At 35.0% G+C, this 19595-nt stretch carries 16 protein-coding genes; 8 read left to right on the forward strand and 8 right to left on the reverse strand.

Annotated elements, in window-relative coordinates:
• Window positions 1-34: 34 nt before the first annotated feature.
• The 3 genes from NFRAN_RS00825 to NFRAN_RS00835 form a co-directional block, all read right to left on the reverse strand.
• Window positions 35-1747 (reverse strand): S8 family peptidase, encoded by a 1713-nt coding sequence (locus NFRAN_RS00825; protein WP_134482642.1) that lies wholly within the window; start codon window positions 1745-1747, stop codon window positions 35-37.
• A 308-nt stretch (window positions 1748-2055) separates the two neighbouring features.
• Window positions 2056-2346, reverse strand: coding sequence for a hypothetical protein (locus NFRAN_RS00830; protein WP_145987976.1), 291 nt, complete (start codon window positions 2344-2346; stop codon window positions 2056-2058).
• A 262-nt stretch (window positions 2347-2608) separates the two neighbouring features.
• Window positions 2609-3163: a hypothetical protein gene (locus NFRAN_RS00835; protein ID WP_134482644.1), complete on the reverse strand. Its 555-nt coding sequence runs from the start codon at window positions 3161-3163 to the stop codon at window positions 2609-2611.
• 428 nt (window positions 3164-3591) lie between these two features.
• Between NFRAN_RS00835 and NFRAN_RS00840 the strand changes: the two genes are divergently transcribed.
• Entirely contained in the window at window positions 3592-6486 is a 2895-nt protein-coding gene (locus NFRAN_RS00840) for an Ig-like domain-containing protein (protein ID WP_134482645.1), read from the forward strand.
• Between the two features lie 99 nt (window positions 6487-6585).
• Here NFRAN_RS00840 and NFRAN_RS00845 read toward each other — a convergent pair whose 3' ends face one another.
• Window positions 6586-6765, reverse strand: a complete 180-nt coding sequence (locus NFRAN_RS00845) for a hypothetical protein (protein ID WP_134482646.1) — start codon at window positions 6763-6765, stop codon at window positions 6586-6588.
• Between the two features lie 103 nt (window positions 6766-6868).
• Window positions 6869-7576, reverse strand: coding sequence for a PIG-L deacetylase family protein (locus tag NFRAN_RS00850; RefSeq protein WP_134482647.1), 708 nt, complete (start codon window positions 7574-7576; stop codon window positions 6869-6871).
• Window positions 7577-7875: 299 nt separating this feature from the next.
• Between NFRAN_RS00850 and NFRAN_RS00855 the strand changes: the two genes are divergently transcribed.
• Window positions 7876-9591: a hypothetical protein gene (locus NFRAN_RS00855; RefSeq protein WP_134482648.1), complete on the forward strand. Its 1716-nt coding sequence runs from the start codon at window positions 7876-7878 to the stop codon at window positions 9589-9591.
• Window positions 9592-10169: 578 nt separating this feature from the next.
• On the forward strand, window positions 10170-10538 hold the full coding sequence (locus tag NFRAN_RS00860; protein WP_134482649.1) for a response regulator: 369 nt from the start codon (window positions 10170-10172) through the stop codon (window positions 10536-10538).
• Between the two features lie 600 nt (window positions 10539-11138).
• Here the strand turns inward: NFRAN_RS00860 and NFRAN_RS00865 are convergent.
• Together NFRAN_RS00865 and NFRAN_RS00870 are read right to left on the reverse strand one after the other, a co-directional pair.
• Entirely contained in the window at window positions 11139-11429 is a 291-nt protein-coding gene (locus NFRAN_RS00865; protein ID WP_145987977.1) for a hypothetical protein, read from the reverse strand.
• 295 nt (window positions 11430-11724) lie between these two features.
• Window positions 11725-12597: a hypothetical protein gene (locus tag NFRAN_RS00870; RefSeq protein WP_134482651.1), complete on the reverse strand. Its 873-nt coding sequence runs from the start codon at window positions 12595-12597 to the stop codon at window positions 11725-11727.
• Between the two features lie 956 nt (window positions 12598-13553).
• Here NFRAN_RS00870 and NFRAN_RS00875 point away from each other — a divergent pair.
• The 5 genes from NFRAN_RS00875 (at window position 13554) to NFRAN_RS00895 (ending at window position 18784) form a co-directional block, all read left to right on the forward strand.
• Window positions 13554-14267 carry a cysteine hydrolase family protein gene (locus NFRAN_RS00875; protein WP_172602013.1) on the forward strand — a complete coding sequence of 238 codons (714 nt, stop codon included), beginning with the start codon at window positions 13554-13556 and terminating at the stop codon, window positions 14265-14267.
• A 348-nt stretch (window positions 14268-14615) separates the two neighbouring features.
• Window positions 14616-15086 (forward strand): hypothetical protein, encoded by a 471-nt coding sequence (locus NFRAN_RS00880; protein ID WP_134482653.1) that lies wholly within the window; start codon window positions 14616-14618, stop codon window positions 15084-15086.
• Between the two features lie 285 nt (window positions 15087-15371).
• Complete coding sequence (locus tag NFRAN_RS00885; protein ID WP_134482654.1) at window positions 15372-17312, forward strand: potassium transporter TrkG; 1941 nt, start codon at window positions 15372-15374, stop codon at window positions 17310-17312.
• A gap of 316 nt (window positions 17313-17628) precedes the next feature.
• Window positions 17629-18288, forward strand: coding sequence for a PepSY domain-containing protein (locus tag NFRAN_RS00890; RefSeq protein WP_134482655.1), 660 nt, complete (start codon window positions 17629-17631; stop codon window positions 18286-18288).
• A gap of 130 nt (window positions 18289-18418) precedes the next feature.
• The gene (locus NFRAN_RS00895; RefSeq protein WP_134482656.1) at window positions 18419-18784 is read left to right on the forward strand and encodes a hypothetical protein; all 366 of its coding nucleotides are present in this window, start codon (window positions 18419-18421) and stop codon (window positions 18782-18784) included.
• 171 nt (window positions 18785-18955) lie between these two features.
• On the opposite strand, the gene NFRAN_RS00900 is transcribed toward NFRAN_RS00895, so the two are convergent.
• The gene (locus NFRAN_RS00900; protein ID WP_134482657.1) at window positions 18956-19465 is read right to left on the reverse strand and encodes a hypothetical protein; all 510 of its coding nucleotides are present in this window, start codon (window positions 19463-19465) and stop codon (window positions 18956-18958) included.
• Between the last annotated feature and the right edge of the window lie 130 nt (window positions 19466-19595).

Below are 19595 nucleotides of genomic sequence, written 5' to 3' on the forward strand. Positions count from 1 at the left end.
ATAGAATATCTAATACTTTGATCATTATGCATATTCAATAATTTTTTACATATAAAAGAGGCTCTTTAAATTGATCTTTATCTCCACCAAAGTATCCAAACCCATTCCCGTCACAATCTGTACCGACCTTTGAAGCATTATTGAGAAGCGCGCTCTTTACAACTGAAGGCGACGCATCGGGATTGGTGGCAAGATATAGTGCAGCAGCTCCTGTTACATGAGGAGATGCCATACTTGTACCACTCATCGTTGCATAAGCACTATCCTTGAAAGTTGAAAATATTTTTGTTCCAGGGGCTGCAATATCTATAACTGAACCATAATTGCTAAAAGTTGCTAACGAATCATCTCCACCATATCCTGTGTTTGGGCCCTGTGCGCCACACTTTCCATCACTATCTGCTATTGCTGAAACGGAAATGACATTAGGGTTATTGGATGGAGAGGTGTTTATCGCGTCCTTTCCAGCATTACCGGCAGCAACCACAAATACAATTCCTGCTTTTACAGCCTTGTTAATTGCAGTATCAAACGCAGTGGATTTGCATTCACATCCAAGACTCAAATTTGCTACTTCAATCTGACTAGCATGACTGGTAACATAGTCAATGCCTTTTATGACCGTTGATAAAGGACCGGTTCCCTTGCTGTCTAGTACTTTGATAGCCCACAATTTGGCACCCGGGGCGACTCCAACTGAACCAATGGCGTTGTCTTTGGCAGCAGCAATTCCAGCTACATGTGTTCCGTGACCATGATCATCATTGGCGGTGGTGATAGTAGTAGTATCCCCTCCAAATAATCCTGGAAGACCAGTATTGGTATTAACAAAGGATTTTTGATGATACACATTGAGGTCAGGGTGCTTTAGATCAATTCCAGAGTCTATGATTGCAATATCTACGTCCACATTTTCGTTTCCGTTACCTGATTTCGTTGAGCTCAAATCAGCATCAATTCTGTTTATACCTGTAGGTGTAGTTTGTGCAAATGCTTCGGTTAGTACATCGCTTTCTACATAATCTACCATTGGAAAGTTTTTGATAGCTTCTATCATCTGACTGTTAGGAACTTTTATTGCAATGCCGTTTAGTGCCTGTTCATATACCTGTAACAATTCTATTCCTTGAAATTCTACTTTTTCAGAAATAGTCGAAAAGAAGTCTGCTAAACTTGAATCATCATCTTTGAAAACTACGATGTACTGATTGGGTATTTCGTTACCTACTTCCATGCCAGAGTCCAAGATAATAGTAGAAGGAAAGTCAGAATAATCAGAAATCAAGGGTAATGCATGAGTAGTAAAGGATGAAATTTGATTAAAGTCAAGGTCAGATTGTGGTGATCCTACATTTCCTTCCTTTTTTTCTTCAATATTATCGTAAATTGCACTGTTTAATGTATTTAGCGGAAAAGGAAGCAAGTTTGAGGAATTAATTTCTTTTTCTTTTTTAACTGCGAGAACAGAATTATCTGTGTCAGCATATTGAGCTACGCCCGTCTGTCCATTTTCGTTAGCTTCAACGGAAATTAAATTTGAATTTGCATTCTCCTTATTATCTGATGAGAAAGTATCTTCATCACTCGAGCTGCCTCCAATATTAAAATTAAAATTTAGAAAAGGTATTTCAGGAATCACAAAATCAAAAGCATAAGAGTTTCTTACGACGCCTATATTCTGCAAACTAAAGACAATCAATAAGAATAGCATGCAAATTATGGCATGCCGTCTGATCTTGCTATTCACACAATACTAATGCATGTTATTAATTTATGAACTTTTGAAGACTTTAGTGTTCTATAATTTTAGTTCTAGATTATGTTCGACTCGACGAATATCAAATTCTAAAAGATTTTTCTAATAAATAACAACATTATTAGACGATACTCACACAAGGTTCATTCTCATAACTCGGATAAAGATTATGTATATACTATAGGAATAATCAGATCTATGCCTACAAATACAGTATAAAGATAAGGAAACGTTAAGAATCGATTGAATCAAAATTCAATAATATATTTATCTGTAAAGAATCAAAAAACAAAAAAAATTTATTGTTGGCCTAATGCGTTGTTACCGTCATTTAGGTTAATTGAGAATGCCAAGTTGTTGCATGAAGCAATTGTATCGTTACCAGAACCACATTCAGATAATTGTAGTGTTTCTGTATCTTGTGCTAATCCTTGAGCTGCTTCATTTGATTTTTTCTTTTTCTTTTTGTCATGGTCGTCGCCACCAGCAAATGCTTTGTTATCGATGGTGCTGCTTATTGCAACAACAGAACCTACTAAGACTGCTGCTACAAAGATTGACATGATTGATAAACTAATTTTTTTATCCATGTCAAAGTTTTCATTTTATTATATAATTGGATTGTTTAATTCGATTCTGAAATAATCTTACTAAACTAGATTCTTAAATAATATATTGCTAAAAGATTATTTTAGAGATTTTTCTAGAAACTTTTCGTTACAAAAGAAAAGATCTAATTTGCTTCAACATCCCTCATATTTTCATCACCTGTTTTACCCAACATTTCCTTCAATTTTGCATTTTCTTGTTTCAAGTTAGATATTTCTCTTTGCATTCTCACATTTTCCTGATCTAATTCAATGACTTCACCGTGAACGGGTTTGAGGTGGATAATCGGACAAGCTCCTCGTGAGTCGTCCCATACAATCTGATTTCAGTGTCTCTAAGCATCTTGGCCTCTCTAGCCTGTTCTTCATAAAGGTTTTTCTTTGCTAAAAGACCCATATAAATACGCTCGAACTGGTCTAACGATATCCCATGTTGCTCTGTCAGTGTAATATGATCAATCAACAAGTTTGCGAAATCTGGAACGCTTTTTTGTTTTTTGAAGCAATGTTCGTGGATCTTATGTATTAATGCCTCAGTTGTCTCGATAGAGATGCCAAGTTCCAGCGAAATATTGTAAAGTCTAACGGCCCATGAAAATGTTCTGACTTGTGTTTCTTCATTCATTAAATAGACGGCTAGCGTTCTAGTATAGTCGATTTCCAGGTCAACATCTCTTTCATCATCGACAATGTTTGATATTGTTCCAGTACTAATTTCATTCATACGTGCTATTTTATCACGCGGAATGCCTTGCAACCACTGCAAGATTACGTTTCTTTTGATACTTACTGGTATCATTATTATTTATGCAATTTTATTTATAAAAAACTAGCACCAAAGTTACATTATAGCATATACACTAAACTGACACGTAAATGACCAAGATTTTTTTTAGAAATGACACGGATTTGACTAAGGAATTTCTAATTGCATAGTCAAAAAGTTGAAACAAGAATCAATAGTATCTCCTATGAATCATTGTGTTATTTTGCCTGTAAACTGATATAGTTTCATTAATTATAGGAGATTATTTTGAAAATAAATAAAATGTTGATAAGATTTTTAATATTTGTTCAATTTCAATATATTATATACAATTTTCATAAATTCTTACCTATATTGTTGAATTAATTACCTTGCTAAAAATCTTAAATACTTTAAATTTTTTGACATTAATATTGAAGAAAATATTCCTAACTTTTTTACTATTTGTTTTGGTTGTATCTATGCCTCTCAGCATCATACCATATAACAAGCTATATGTACAGGCAACTACCCAATCAGATGAAGAAACTCCTCCTCCACAAATATCGGTTCCAGATGCTCCAGTAGTAGCAGAAGCTACAGGACCACAAGGTGCAGAAGTAAGATATACCGCAACAGCAACTAATGCTACCGGTGCCCCTGTGGATGTTACGTGTATACCTGGCTCGGGTACAATTTTTCCCTTGGGGACTACAACAGTCGAATGCACCGCAGTTGACAGTAATGGAAATGAAGCCACTCAGTCATTTCAAGTACGTGTTCAAGATACTACTCCTCCAACTTCAGAAATAGGTGTGGTCAAAACCGATTGGATGGGTTTGATAAATAATAACGAGTTCACGGTATCTGATGATATAGGACTTCAGTTCACAGGCTCTGATTTAGTAGGGATAAAGGGCTTTGAATGTAAACTTGATAATCGTAATTGGCGTCCAAGTACGATAGAATATGGTACTGTGGAAAACGCTGGCTGCTATTTTTTGAATCTTAACTCTGGACCACACACGGTGCAAATTCGTGCAATAGATACCTCAAATAACATCGAAGTAAACCCACAGACATTCTCCTGGAACATAATTCCATTAGAAAATTCGATTTCAAACCTTAGAGACTTTGTATCAACTATCACCTTACCAAACAACCTCCAATCTGAAATTTTAGATTCACTAAATAATGCACTTGGAAATGTTCAAGATGACGGAAGCTATGACCACCTATTATGCGAGTATTTGGACTCCTTTGCCTACAAGTTTGCGATTGCTACTCTTGTTGATTCATTTAACCAAGATGTAACAAACTTTGTAGACAATATTTACACTGCTATTAGAGACAGAACTGGCTGCAATCCTCCAACCATTAGTCTAGCTAATGAAATAACGGTTGACGAGGGAACTGATAGGGTCATTTTGGATGCTTCAGGAAGTTTTGATTCAAAGGATGGCAAGAACATAGATTATGAGTGGGAGCAAATTGCAGGACTCTCCGTGAATTTGGTAGATAGTGATGAAGCAAGGGCCTCATTTGATGCTCCACTTCTTGATGGAACCTCAAACCAGATCCTGCTTTTCAAGGTAAAAGTTACAGATCAAAACGATCTATCATCTGAAAAAACTATCAAAGTAATTATTCGAAACTTTGCACCTGTAAATGATCCACCAGTAGCCGAAAGACAGGATGTAACGGCCAATTCGGGTGAACCAACCCAGATAACACTAAAGGCCACTGATCCTCAAGGTAATGATTTGACTTATTCCATAGTATCAAACCCACGACAAGGTACTATCTCAGAATTTAACGAAGACACAGGTAGCCTGATCTATACCTCAAATGATGGATTCACAGGACAGGATAGGTTTACCTTTAAGGCCAATGATGGAACATCCGATAGCAATACCGCACCAGTCGTAATTACAGTAAATGCAGTTAACAGTCCACCAGTAGCCGAAAGACAGGATGTAACGGCCAATTCGGGTGAACCAACCCAGATAACACTAAAGGCCACTGATCCTCAAGGTAATGATTTGACTTATTCCATAGTATCAAACCCACGACAAGGTACTATCTCAGAATTTAACGAAGACACAGGTAGCCTGATCTATACCTCAAATGATGGATTCACAGGACAGGATAGGTTTACCTTTAAGGCCAATGATGGAACATCCGATAGCAATACCGCACCAGTCGTAATTACAGTAAATGCAGTTAACAGTCCACCAGTAGCCGAAAGACAGGATGTAACGGCCAATTCGGGTGAACCAACCCAGATAACACTAAAGGCCACTGATCCTCAAGGTAATGATTTGACTTATTCCATAGTATCAAACCCACGACAAGGTACTATCTCAGAATTTAACGAAGACACAGGTAGCCTGATCTATACCTCAAATGATGGATTCACAGGACAGGATAGGTTTACCTTTAAGGCCAATGATGGAACATCCGATAGCAATACCGCACCAGTCGTAATTACAGTAAATGCAGTTAACAGTCCACCAGTAGCCGAAAGACAGGATGTAACGGCCAATTCGGGTGAACCAACCCAGATAACACTAAAGGCCACTGATCCTCAAGGTAATGATTTGACTTATTCCATAGTATCAAACCCACGACAAGGTACTATCTCAGAATTTAACGAAGACACAGGTAGCCTGATCTATACCTCAAATGATGGATTCACAGGACAGGATAGGTTTACCTTTAAGGCCAATGATGGAACATCCGATAGCAATACCGCACCAGTCGTAATTACAGTAAATGCAGTTAACAGTCCACCAGTAGCCGAAAGACAGGATGTAACGGCCAATTCGGGTGAACCAACCCAGATAACACTAAAGGCCACTGATCCTCAAGGTAATGATTTGACTTATTCCATAGTATCAAACCCACGACAAGGTACTATCTCAGAATTTAACGAAGACACAGGTAGCCTGATCTATACCTCAAATGATGGATTCACAGGACAGGATAGGTTTACCTTTAAGGCCAATGATGGAACATCCGATAGCAATACCGCACCAGTCGTAATTACAATAATCTCAACAGACCCAGAGCCTGAGCCTGAGCCAGAGCCTGAGCCAGAGCCTGAGCCAGAGCCAGAGCCAGAGCCAGAGCCAGAGCCAGAGCCTGAGCCTGAGCCTGAGCCTGAGCCTGAGCCAGACAACAATGGAGACTCTTCTGGAGACGATAATACTACTACCCCTCCTACCTCTCCACCTGGAGACTCTACACCTACCCTACCCCCTTCTTCTCCATCACCAAACTCCTCTAATACAACAAATGGTACAGCAGGGGGCCTATTTTCCGATGGATTTCCGGGGTTTTCAGATAATTTGAGGAATCTCTTTGGAGGAAACTAAACTCTAACTTCTTTTGACAGGAAAGCAATAGTACGACTAACTTCAAAAAATCTCATTTTTTTGAGTTGAGATAAGATGGATTTTTCCCCATCTGTTTTTTTACTGGTTTGTTGAAATTGCATTATTTTCTATATCGACGGGTTTATCGTCGCTACCCTGCCAGTAGACAAATTCTGCAGGTATAACTAATTCTTCATAGATCGTAAGAGCTAATGTGTCTTTTTGTTGAAAAGATCCACGGTATAGAGTCTTATTGTATCTTGTTCTTATGAATCCCATTATTTGGTAATGCTAAAAATTCCTCTTCCTGAATATCAAATCCAAAATAATATATCATAAAGGAATGTAAAATAGAAATTCAAATCAATGTTAATAAATGTGATTATTGGTGTTTTTCAGTTGAGATATCATACTCTATAATTCTTCTCGAAGGTCTCGAATTTTCTTTGTTAATTCTAGTCTTTAGAAATGTGAAATCGTTGTTGATTGTCATTTTCATTACCTCAAAAGCTTCAGTGCAAATAATTTTCGGGTCCAGCCTCGTTTGAAAGGCTCTGTACTCTGCCAAACCTCTCACTGAATTAGAACTGAGGAATAATTTTGATTTCTGTGAACCATATAGTTCAATTACCTTTATTTTTTCATCTACCACATTCGAAATATCATTAAAAAGCACAGGTAAAAAATTTCTCGTAGACGGGTTTTCATATGCAATGATGGTAGGAGTAAACCTACCTGCCTCCATGGTCGCTTGAGCAACCGCACGATGGTCATGGTGATTATCCTTAAGTGGATGAGTAAAAACCACATCGGCCTGTGTCTTTCGGATAAAAAACTCAATGGAATTTATCAACTCTTTGGTTAAGTAAACGGCTGAATCCTCGTAGTCATCGATCCATAATTTTTTTGCCCCTATATACTTTGCAGAATTAATTATTTCATTTGAACGCTTTACTACTGATCCGGCACTTGAACCTCGCGTAACGACATACATATAGACGTTAACCCCACTTCTTGATGCATTGAGAAGTGTTCCGCCGCATCCAAGTTCAATGTCGTCAGGATGTGCACCTATAGCCAAAATATTCATATTGTTTCTATTTTACCTATCACCCTAACATGAATTTAATTCTGTTCCTTGTCTTTCCTTAATCGCCTATTAAAACCAGGTAAAAAACAATAATATTAATAATCGTAGGGTTACTAATCCTACAAATATTAATTCAACCATCGATGAATGCTGTATTGAAACAAAGATCGTCATCTTGTCTAATTTAGAAAGTCAGTGTCAGTTAGTTTGACAAAGTATCTTGATGCTGTCAATATGATTGCCATCAATACAAAATTAAATAAGCTTTTAAAGACGGCCTCTTATAATATTCAAAATCAATGCAATATTCTGATGACTATGTAAAATTTATTACAAAATCTCTTAACAAGTGTTCTACCATACTAGAAAATCCATCGGTTGAAGGTTATAAGAAGCTAAACCAGGAACTCGATCAGATAATTTCTTATTCCAAATTAGAAGATCACTCTAATATTCAAATAATAACAGAAAAAGTCAAATACATAGTTGACTCGTTGGTAACTGGACACAAACTTACAAACCAGATTTTAGATCTACTTAACAAATGTTTGAGAAAAATAAAGGAAGATATAACTATTCAAAATCATATTCTCGATCTAAATTTTGTTGAAGAGATAAAAACCATTTATGATACCATTAAGAAAAATGAAAAAGATTTTATTTATTCCAAGAATCTTAAAGTCCTACTCATTACAAATGACCAATTTCTTTCAAACCTGATTTTGAATAGTGTGGATTCTTCTATAGAAATTCAAACAATTGAAAATTATAGTAAAGCATTTGATCTAGTCAAAAACAACGGGTTTGACATAATAATATGTGATGTAACAGAGGACAATTTTATCACTGAAGATTTTATTTTAACATATTCAAAGACAATACCTATAGCAATATTTTATAGGTCAAGGGATTTGCAACTAGTTTTAAAGACTGCAAAACTGGGTGTTAGAAATGTCATTTCTTCTGATGAAATGGCCATTAAATATCTAGTGAAAACTTTGCATACGATATATGCAGAATGGGAAAAACAAAAGAAAAAGATCATGCTAAAACCGTTGTTAGAAGATCCAAATACAAAGATACTAGTCCGCGACATGTTATTAACCGAGTTACCAATAGTTCAAAAGGTAAGAAGTCATCTTACTAACGAGATAAATGTAAATTCAGCTATAAGAGATTCATACGACCTGAAGGTTAATGATTTGATCGTTTCGAATTCAAGTCTCATCGATTCACTAGTCAAGGAAAATTTTTTGATTAAAGAAAAAGTGAAGAATGCCCTGACGTGTCCAAATTGTCATGCTGTTGATTTGGATATTAATTACCAATGTATTTCATGTCACGATGAACTATTCACTAAATATGATGAAGTTATGGTACACCAAACGTGTGGATTTACTGGTCTAAGACAAGATTTTATAATTGGAAACAATTCTTACTGCCCCAAATGCAATAAGAAAATATCCAATTCAAACGAAATAATAAAAAAAGCCTCTTACCGATGCCAAAAATGCTTAAAATTCTTCGAAGAACCGTATATTTTCTATAGTTGCAACTTTTGTAACTATGGCCCTTTTGTTCACATAAATGGAAGAACACAACCTATTTACAAATACAACATAAATCCAAAGTTTGAAAGAGAATTCAAAAAGAATTTCTTTATCTTGCAAAAATTAAGTGATTATCTTATCAAACTTGACTATAAATTATCGTTTAACGAGAAAGCAGATACAAATATTGCTACCGAGACATTCTTTGATTTGGTAGCAAGAAAAGAAGAACAAACAATTATTTTTGTAATTTTTACATCAAACTTGGAATATAATATTGAACTGTTATATAATATTGAAACATTCCGGGGTCACTCCACAAAGGTCAATCCAATAGTAATCTCACTTAATGAGCCTGATCAATTATTGGTTAATATTCTGCTCAAGTTTAACATTTTCTTAATAGTTTCAGATAATGATGGTGAAATCCTTTCCAAAACTAAAGAATATTTAAGCCGCGTCTAAAATCATATTTATTAGTCTCAGACAAGGACAATCATTTATTTAAAACAACCAACCTAATTTTGAGGCTAAAATGAAAAAAAAGCATTTTTCATTTTATCACACTCCTTCCTCTAACCTTATTATGCATCTAACTCTATTCCAGGAAATTACAACAAAACAGCAATGTTATTGAAATGGAAATCTTATTCAATTTAGGGTCCTATTTGTAACAAGGAATTGCTAGTTAGACTAAATGGGTGATGACTCTAAACAGAAGATTATTTTTATTCAAAGGTCTGTCGTCAAAATAAGACCGTCTGAGATTTGCCTGCATGTAAGATATACAGGTAAATAATAGGTCTTTAGGTTGCAAGGGCCAAATTGATCGGTCTATTTGAACAAGGATTTGGAAAGAAAAGACTTCAATAAGAAAGACCGACCCTATTACTACCCACACTCCTCTGCTGTTAAATGTTAATTTTGAATCTGTAGACCTTATTATCGAATTCAATATTTACAACTGGTCTAACAGAGGTTAGAGTATTAGTTAAATTAAATAACTATTGGCACGTATATAATAAAAGAGACGAATAACTTCAATGAAAGTATTGATAGTAGACGATAATGAGAACATTACCGAGGTGGTTAAAGATTTTTTTGAGTTAGGTAATATAGAGTGTAAAACAATTAATAATGGAGTTGAAGGGCTGGCCGAAATTCAAAATAGCAATTATGATTTGATATTGCTTGATATAGCAATCCCAGATTATTCTGGTCTTGACATTCTTGATGAGCTGAAAAATAAATCAATCAAGAGTAAGAACATAGTTTTATTCACTGCTTCACTTTTCAACCCTGAGGATATAGAAAAATACTCTTCTATTGGTGTAAAGGAAATTTGCGAAAAACCAGTATCTCTTGAAAAACTAGAAAATATAAAACAAAAATATTTGTTTGCCCAAAACTAGATTCTCAGCTAATCTTAATAAATGATGTTTATAGATTAAATTTCATTTAAGAAGGATCATTATTTTTGCCTGTCTTCATTTTTGTAAATTTTTTTTTAAAATTACTATGCTTATATAATTTGTCTAAATTGTAAATTCAGCCCAATTGAATTCGTAATTCTGTTGGAGTATCATCTTAAATCAACATTATCTATCTTTGTAGTTTACATTAAAAGAGTAAATACGGTTTGGTTAAAATTCTCCTCAATACAAGAGAAAAAAGGCAAGAGACGAATATCGGAGGATCAAATCAAAGGGTTGAAAATAGCCTTATAATGTAGTCAAATGGAATTCGTAATCAATCAGATGGATCTATAATCTATGCAAGCACCTTTTTCAATGTTACTAATTCTATTATTAATTGATTTTTGGATGATAATCCAAACCTTTAACCAATACTAATTTGGATATCAAAATTAGACACTTTAATCCGAGAACAAATAAGTTTGACTTGAAAATAGATATATTGGTGTTGCTTATTATACAGGATTCTTGTAATTAATCCTTGAAATAGAACTAAAGAAATTCTATTTTAAAAAATGGAAAGAGAAAAAAGTATTTTTATTGTTGGCCTAATGCGTTGTTACCGTCGTTTAAGTTGATTGAGAATGCCAAGTTGTTGCATGAAGCAATTGTATCATCATTAGAACCACATGCTGAATCTTGACCAGTTAATGTTGATTGTGCGATTCCTTGAGCTGCTTCATTTGATTTTTTCTTTTTCTTTTTGTCATGGTCGTCGCCACCAGCAAATGCTTTGTTATCGATAGTGCTGCTTATTGCAACAACAGAACCTACTAAGACTGCTGCTACAAAGATTGACATGATTGATAAACTAATTTTTTTATCCATGTCAAAGTTTTCATTTTATTATATAATTGGATTGTTTAATTCGATTCTGAAATAATCTTACTAAACTAGATTCTTAAATAAAACATTATAATAATATTTTATCACTAAAATTTTAGTATAAATAGTATACCAAAAAAAAGAGGAGATAAATTAAAAAGGAATTTCCAAATAAATCAGAATACTTACTTGCGCCTTTATGCCTGCTAACTAACATTCAAAAGAAGAAGAAGAAGAAGAAGAAGAAAAGGAGGGCGTTGGGGGGATGGGGATGGTGGATGGGAGAGCATGGTTAATGCTAAAATACATTTGTAGCATTTAGTGTACCGGTCCCATTAGGATAAACCGTTGCTGCAGTTTTTACTTCTGAAAAAATAACGCCTCCTATCTCTATATTTTCAAGAGTAGTTGGATCATTGACAAACGTTCTAGATCCATCGGCATTTTCAGTCACATTCGTAGGATTGGTAAAAACCCTTAGTTGTACAGGAAGGGCATTGGTCGAATTATCTAACTTTATACTTGCGCGCATAGATATGAGTATATCACTAATAGTAATCTCATCAGCTGGGTCATACAAGTATTCATAGTTTAATGGAATATCGTTAATTGTGATAAAGGGTTTTCCACTAATAGCATAATCAGTCTCAAGACCAAGGGGTTTAGATGTAAAATTAGTAAAGACAGTAACATTTTCGTTTCCGGCCAATTGCGTCTCATTTGTTGTCAAGATCGCGGTATCATTTGTATTTGTCAGATTTTCAGTGATATTCATCTGATCAGCGAGTGGCGGAGTTGAACCCAGTAGTTCCACTATCGACGGAGGAAGTTCGAGATTTACATTGCTACCACCAGGAGTTAGTGATATAGTGGCATTTCCAGTGGAATTAGACATTATATCCAAATTTATGACGCTAGAATTAGAATTATTGGCAGTTGTAGTATTAGCTAGCCCATCGCTATTACTATTATTACTGTTATTTGCACCAGCACCGGTTGTCATATTGTCCAAGTCAATGGAATTTTGAAGTGAAAGTGCATCAAGGCCCGTAGAATTGGTTGAAGAAAATGAATAATTCGGAGATGGAAATGACAAAAACAGTAGCAATACAACAGGGAAACAGAATATCAAAAACCTATGAAAGTTATATTGGATATTTGGAACCTTCATATAACAGAAGGCACCAAGTGGTTATAAAAAAGTTTTTGAATTTTACTTTACTTAACCTTTGATAGCCAAATTTGATCAACAGAAATATTCAAAAGATTAAAGAAAATCACGCTTGATGCATTTAATATTACGTGTGAAAAAATTCATTAAATTTAAAATGTAGGTAGGCACGCACAGGTAGATAGGATAAGTGGAGACCTCTTTCTTTTGAAATCCCTATTGATAATGCTTAATTTCAAAACTAGTTTAGAAAATATAATCTTGGAAAAATAGAGATATTTCATTTATGACAAGACAATAACCAACAAAGACAATCAACTTGTTTGTCGCTACAAAGAAATTCGATTAGTTTATCCATTAATCATATTATTAAAGGATTGAAATTTCCCTTTTGGACTTCACATAATCATAATAGAGTAATGATGTTGCGGTACTCAAATTGCACAAGTAAGTTTGCAAGGTTTGTACAAACAATGGAGTTATATTGTTCAACTTTGGATCAAGGTGAAAGCACAAATGCCCCACTCCCCCTCCCATATTTAATGAAAAATATAAAGTAACAGTTTGATTAATACTTGGATCAAATTCGTTGATACGAATTTACTCTGGCTTAATAAGCTTCAGGTAAAAGTCGTTTATGCAGTATTTGCAGACCGGATGCAAACTCAACAAAAAATCTACTCATCGGTAACAACTTTACGGATTCAATAATTTCGAAATGTCATTATGGTGTCTTTTATGGTCGTAGAATTCACTGGTTATCAGAGAGGAGATATTGGAAAAGATTTTACGGATTATTTCATTCAATAATACAAGATAGTAGGAATTCCTAAATAACAGGGTCTCTCACCTGTCGCCCATTTAGCCCAGTATTTTGGAAATATAATTTTTATTATGGGACATTTTCTAGTCTATCATCAATGCGGGAATTACACTATGGAAGAAACGTCATCAATATGGCGCTGATAATAATTGATATGCAAAATGGGTTTGTCAGCAAGGGTGGGTCTTATGATAAGCTGGGAATGAATATCGAAAATTATCAACAAATCATACCCAATATAAAAAAACTAATTAATTTTTGTAGAGAAGAAAAAATTCCAATTTTTTACACAGAGGCTATTAGAGAGCCCAGTGGCATAGATCTCTTACTTAACATTCATAATATTCTTCCAAGGGCCCGTGAAGAGAGATTGCAGAACAAAAAAATTCCAATTTGCATGAGAGGCACCTGGGATGCCGATATCATTGATGAAATAAAACCCGCCGAGGAAGACCATATTATCCTCAAGCGGCGTGACTCTGCTTTCCAAGATACAGAACTCAGAGTATGGCTTCAGAGCTTGAATGTAAACACTCTGATATTCTGCGGTATAGACACTTCAATCTGTGTAGAGACATCATTACGTGATGCGTTTAACCTAGGTTATGATGTGATACTTGTATCTGATGCAACGGCTTCTGGAAATAAGAAGCATTATGAAACTACCATCGAAAGAGTGAGGGATTATTACGGAGTTGTCATAAGCATAGATGATTTAAGAAAGATGGTACGAACGCTAGAGGACCTGGGTGAAGACGAACTTCAGTCTACAGATGAAGAAAATGAAAGGATTAGTCAATTTCTAGAAAAACACAACCTGATAAACGTTCGAAGAGAAAAAAAGTAATAAAGAACTTTTTTGTGATCCGAATTCCCATCGACGGTTTATTAACTTCTCAAAGATTGTTCTAATCAAAACGAGGCAAGAATCCGAGAAAACAATTTCGAAATCTTTTTAGCAAATTTTGTCATTTTACATTCATTGAAGAATAGCAATAACTTGACAATGATTAGAATTGCTTTACAAAAATAGTAATTATCAGCCATCTTCTTTATCATTCGTCTTGTTACCATTAACTTGCTCTTGTAAGCCGTTATGGTACTCAAAAGAGTAATTTATCTTATAGTATTTCAGTATTATTTTATAGCATTATCTTTAACAAAATTTAATAAATAATTTTCCTTTATTATATAAATGAAACTTAATTTTAGTGGCATTAACTTTATTAAACAAGAATCACCTCATCGGGTCATAAATACAAAAAAGACAGGTAGCAAAAGGGCTGCATCGATTTTTACTATGACTTTGCTTATTTTAATGGGATCTGTTGCTGTATTTTGGGGTTTAAAAGATGTAAATGCTCAAGTAACCCAAAGTGAATCAACATTTAGGGTTATCGTCGAAGTAGTTAACAATGGCAATTTAGATGAACATGGAACTATTCATGTTTCGATGGATGGTTCTCGTAATCCTCAAGTATTAAACAATCAACTCTTTCCAGCCTTCCAAACTAGCACTTTTACATTCACCTTTAGCTCAAGCGAAGCTCCTGTAGGCAAAGGATTTGTCGCAGAAGTGATCTATGGAGATGACGAATTCAAGAGGGCCTATGGTACAAATACACCTGCAAAAACTCCTGAGGTTGTAACAATAACCATCCCTTAATTTTTTTTTGTAGTTTGCATCCAGTTTTTGATTTCGTCTCCTAATACTTCCTGGTCGATTCATTCCTATTTCGACCAAGACCATTATTGATATGATTATTGTAACCTAAAATTCCCTTTGTTTATATTTTTTACAATATCGAATTTGACTTGCTTTTTGCTTTGAATATCAGTACTTTTATCTCTACTATTATCTTCTTTAGGTTAAAAAAGTAAAAATATCAAGAATTTATTAGCAAAGTTTAATATCATTTGTCTTTACACATATCTGAATTCTGATTAAATTATGGTAACAGACCCTCTGAAACGCCCGGTGCTGTCATATGCTCATCATCAATTTATCATTTTGGATGAAGATGTTGATGCGGCAACTGCAGTTAAATTGATGCATGGGAGGAAAGCAGACACCATTATAGTAAAAAACAAGACGGGTGAATTTGTAGGGATTATAACAGACAGCGATATTTTAGACAAAATCGTCATGAAAGGGGAGGACTCTGACCAGGTTCCAATAAAGGCAATAATGACCTCTCCAGTGATCACTATATCTGCAAAGTCTAACGTTAGGATGGCTTTGGACCTTATGCGATTAAATTTAATCAAACGTATTCCAGTTACAGACAATGTCCATATTCTGGGAATAGTAACCCAACAAGGTCTAGCAAACGCCATTAGAACGTCAGTCTTAGAAAGGCAATTTAGAAGTTATCGAGTGGTAATCAGGGAGAGATACAAACCAATTTGGGGTAACCTTGGATTCATTTTACAATTTGCAGGTCTTTTATTTATTGCTCCTGCTCTTATGGCTACCTATGAAGGTGAAGTCCGTACTGCAACGGGTATCTTTCTTGGAATAACTTCAATGTCTGTTACTGGCTTTGTGTTAAACGCATACGGAGAAAAGACTCCCATGAATTTAAGGCAAGCTTCGATCCTGATGGTTTCAAGCTTTGTACTATTGAGTTTGTTTGGAAGCATTCCCTTTATCTATGTCAACCCGTTTGGAGATGATCTCGATTCGTATACCCTGCTTGTAAATAGTTTTTTTGAGAGTGCTTCAGGCTTTACGACTACAGGTCTTTCCATGCTAGAATATCCTGAAGATTTACCAAAGAGTTTTGATTTTTACCGTTCTTTTACACAATGGATCGGAGGATTAAGTTTCGTTTATTTGGTTATCACTTTCTTTTATCCTGAGCGAAAACTAGCCCATATGAAAGGTATGATGGGAGGCGGTAGTTTAAAATTAAGAGAACTCATACTCACCATAGCAGTTATTTTCAGTATTTACACCATAATTCTTTCTGCGCTATTATACGTTTCAGGAAATTATGACATTATATACAACATCTCATTGATATTTAGTTCGGTAACAGGTGGTGGATTTGTTCCCGCTTCCACAATCTTGTCGTCTGGAAACTACTTAGAATTAACGGTCCTGATGGCAGGAATGGTTATCTCTGCACTACCATTTGCATTCCATTATGCCTTGTTTAGTAAAGAAATGCATACTACTAAAATGCGGCCAGAAATAGCATTGTACTTTGGCATATTTGCAGTATCATGTATAGCATTCACGTACTTTTTACTATCTACCTATGCTAATTCTGATATCATGACTGGGATCTTCCATACCCTCAGCGCCGCTACAACAACCGGTTTTCAGTTTATTGATGTAACAATACTTTCTGATCAAGGTAAGATAGTGTTGATAGTAATAATGTTAATAGGAGGAACAGCCTTTTCTACAGCTGGAGGAATCAAGGTAGGAAGAATTTTGCTTATCTTGCAAAAACTCACAAACAAGAAATTTTCTGCAGACATTACTACAAGATCCATTTCATCTGCGTCCTCAAGATATGATAGTACTTACCATATATGGGAACATAAAGCCGACCAACATAAAGAAGAAAAAACATTTAACGAAGCAATATTAGTCATCATATTGTTTATCTCAACTTCTCTTATTACCGGAGTACTTCTCTCTGTAATAACACAAAAGGACTTTTTGGACTCGTTATTTGAATCAGTATCAGCATTAACTACAACCGGCTTGACTGCAGGGATAACAGAACTTGATATGGAAAATGGCGCGAAAATTTTGCTCGTTATAAATATGATAATTGGCAGGTTTGAAATAATCGCCTTGATTTATCTATTCTTAGAAATATCAAAGCTCAGAAAAATTGGAACCATAGGACATAAAACAAAGCCCCATAACACCTGATAGGGTTTTTAAATTAAATCCTCGAAAACCAACACGCAGTTTAAGGTTCTTTTTGAGCTCAAACCGAGTTTATTATGTATTTTTGCCTGTTTTCTAGCCGCACAAATTTACTATACCATGCGCTGCTGCTAGTTAAATTGATGAAAAGATATTTTTATTAAAATAATAATTTGTTTGCGTCCTCATTATCTCTCTCTACCTCTACTTCTATTACTGCTACTATTACTATTACCAATCGATAACTAATATAATAGATATATTCTCTAGAATTATAAAATAGAATATATTTTTATATTTTGCAGATCTATAAAAATCGATGAATACCGGAACTCTATTTGGTTTTGTTATTTTAACAGGCTTGTTAACAGCAGCAATGGGACTAGCACCACTGACAAGCTCCAGCAACGTATTTGCCCAAACTAATTCCACATCAAATCAAACAGCAACGAACACAACAATGGGACAAACAGGAGGAGATCACATGATGATGATGCGAGATAATTATGACGGTAAGAAAATGATGGGAATGGACATGGAACATAAAAAGTATGAAAAAATTAATGGTACATTAAATGTGATGGAAACAATGTATCAGGCAATTGCAGCAAAGTTTAATGTTACATTAGCTGATGCTATTGCTACAGCAGAGCAGGCTGTTGGAAATGGATCATATGCAATGTCAGCCAACGGTGAAGAAAAGGATGGATTCTTGGTATATTCTATAATATTAGGCTCTCCTGATATGAAATTTACAAAGGTATTGGTTGACCCGGGCAACGGTGAAGTATTACAGACTAAAGAAATTTCAATGATGGAATGGATGATGATGATGCATTCACAAGGAGGTCATGATATGGGCATGAAAGGAATGCATGGTGGCAGTAGTAGTGGAGGCTATGATAAAGGTTATGGCGGAAAAGGATATGGCAGTAGCGGTCATGGCGGCTGGGAGATGAATCCAGGATCTGGATGGTAAAGGAACTAGTTAAGGTAAATAAATTAAAAATAAACCTTTAATCAAAAAAATAATTTTTATTTATTGTTTATTGCATACTTTTTGTTCAAAATATACATAGAATTAAAAGATTCACCGCACCTCTATAAACATGACAAATAACAACGCTGAAGAGACAAGGCAAGAAAGAAGCAGGAGAATAATTTTGACAGAAAAAGAAGTTTCAGAGATTTCTAAATTGTATGAAATTGCTATCAACCTCTCAGAGAAAAGATCTTCATCGCTATCTCTTTCAAACAACAATTTTCAACGTCAAGATGATGACTCATTTAAGACAAGACCAACTTTTGATCAGGATGATAATTTTCTAAAGACGACGTCTTTAGAAAAAAGAAAGAAGGCCTGGCATGATGTCCAAGAATACCTGGAGAGATTAGGAAGAAAATATAATTACGATCCCGAAAAGTTTGTAATAAACAAGATTACTAGAGAATTAGAACCATACTCACCCAAATGAGAAATATGTTCAATACTCTACTCATTTAGTTTTAGACCATTGTCTATAGGTTCAGATTTTAAATTGGACGAGGAACTTTATTTTTAAGGTATTTTGGAAAAGTAAAAGATAAAAATTAAAGATCAAGGAACTAGATAGTAGCTATAATACTAGTCAATAATTTCTTGTTCTTTATTTGCTTGAAAAAATCTTGTAAATATGTTGTCCACTCTGACAATCGTCATCTGGATCATCTAATGTTACCTGAATAGTATATACCTTTGAAACATTTTCAATAACCAAATCCTCCGGCATATATTCGGCAGTGTTGCCGGTAAATCGGGGTTCACCTGATGCCGTTCGATCCTCTAAACATGCTCCTACCTCAAATGTATCGACTTCAAACCCATCAACAGAGTAATATGGTGAATTTTCGTCCTCACCCAAAGCCACACTTGCTGCAAATATTCCTTTGTCTGTTACAAATGTGTAGGAATAAAAGGACTCATCGCCCATGTCAACAGAAAATGATCTACCTGCCTCTCCTTGTACCGTCATAAACGGATTTCCATTTTTTAGTCCCATATCAGTTATTATAAAATCCTCCCTGTGGAAGACACCGTATGCTTGTTGTGGAAGAAAATAAAATACTAAAGCTATCGACAGAGAAAACGCTATTGCAATAGCAACACTATACTGCATTTATCTGTTTTATTGTAATTGTATTTATCCTTTCTTGCATTTTTTAATTTTACATAACTTGAATAAACGCCGCGACCAAATACATATTCCGATCAATGAATTGCCGCCGTTTTATGATTTCTCTAGCCTT

This window comes from Candidatus Nitrosocosmicus franklandus, from assembly GCF_900696045.1.
Lineage (GTDB): Archaea > Thermoproteota > Nitrososphaeria > Nitrososphaerales > Nitrososphaeraceae > Nitrosocosmicus > Nitrosocosmicus franklandus_A.

Bases quoted from the DNA above. Each gene is read 5' to 3' on its own strand.
- NFRAN_RS00830 (WP_145987976.1), bottom strand. From the start codon at position 2,346: ATGGATAAAAAAATTAGTTTATCAATCATGTCAATCTTTGTAGCAGCA.
- NFRAN_RS00835 (WP_134482644.1), bottom strand. From the start codon at position 3,163: ATGATACCAGTAAGTATCAAAAGAAACGTAATCTTGCAGTGGTTGCAA.
- NFRAN_RS00840 (WP_134482645.1), top strand. From the start codon at position 3,592: ATGCCTCTCAGCATCATACCATATAACAAGCTATATGTACAGGCAACT.
- NFRAN_RS00845 (WP_134482646.1), bottom strand. From the start codon at position 6,765: ATGGGATTCATAAGAACAAGATACAATAAGACTCTATACCGTGGATCT.
- NFRAN_RS00850 (WP_134482647.1), bottom strand. From the start codon at position 7,576: ATGAATATTTTGGCTATAGGTGCACATCCTGACGACATTGAACTTGGA.
- NFRAN_RS00855 (WP_134482648.1), top strand. From the start codon at position 7,876: ATGCAATATTCTGATGACTATGTAAAATTTATTACAAAATCTCTTAAC.
- NFRAN_RS00860 (WP_134482649.1), top strand. From the start codon at position 10,170: ATGAAAGTATTGATAGTAGACGATAATGAGAACATTACCGAGGTGGTT.
- NFRAN_RS00865 (WP_145987977.1), bottom strand. From the start codon at position 11,429: ATGGATAAAAAAATTAGTTTATCAATCATGTCAATCTTTGTAGCAGCA.
- NFRAN_RS00870 (WP_134482651.1), bottom strand. From the start codon at position 12,597: ATGAAGGTTCCAAATATCCAATATAACTTTCATAGGTTTTTGATATTC.
- NFRAN_RS00875 (WP_172602013.1), top strand. From the start codon at position 13,554: ATGGCGCTGATAATAATTGATATGCAAAATGGGTTTGTCAGCAAGGGT.
- NFRAN_RS00880 (WP_134482653.1), top strand. From the start codon at position 14,616: ATGAAACTTAATTTTAGTGGCATTAACTTTATTAAACAAGAATCACCT.
- NFRAN_RS00885 (WP_134482654.1), top strand. From the start codon at position 15,372: ATGGTAACAGACCCTCTGAAACGCCCGGTGCTGTCATATGCTCATCAT.
- NFRAN_RS00890 (WP_134482655.1), top strand. From the start codon at position 17,629: ATGAATACCGGAACTCTATTTGGTTTTGTTATTTTAACAGGCTTGTTA.
- NFRAN_RS00895 (WP_134482656.1), top strand. From the start codon at position 18,419: ATGACAAATAACAACGCTGAAGAGACAAGGCAAGAAAGAAGCAGGAGA.
- NFRAN_RS00900 (WP_134482657.1), bottom strand. From the start codon at position 19,465: ATGCAGTATAGTGTTGCTATTGCAATAGCGTTTTCTCTGTCGATAGCT.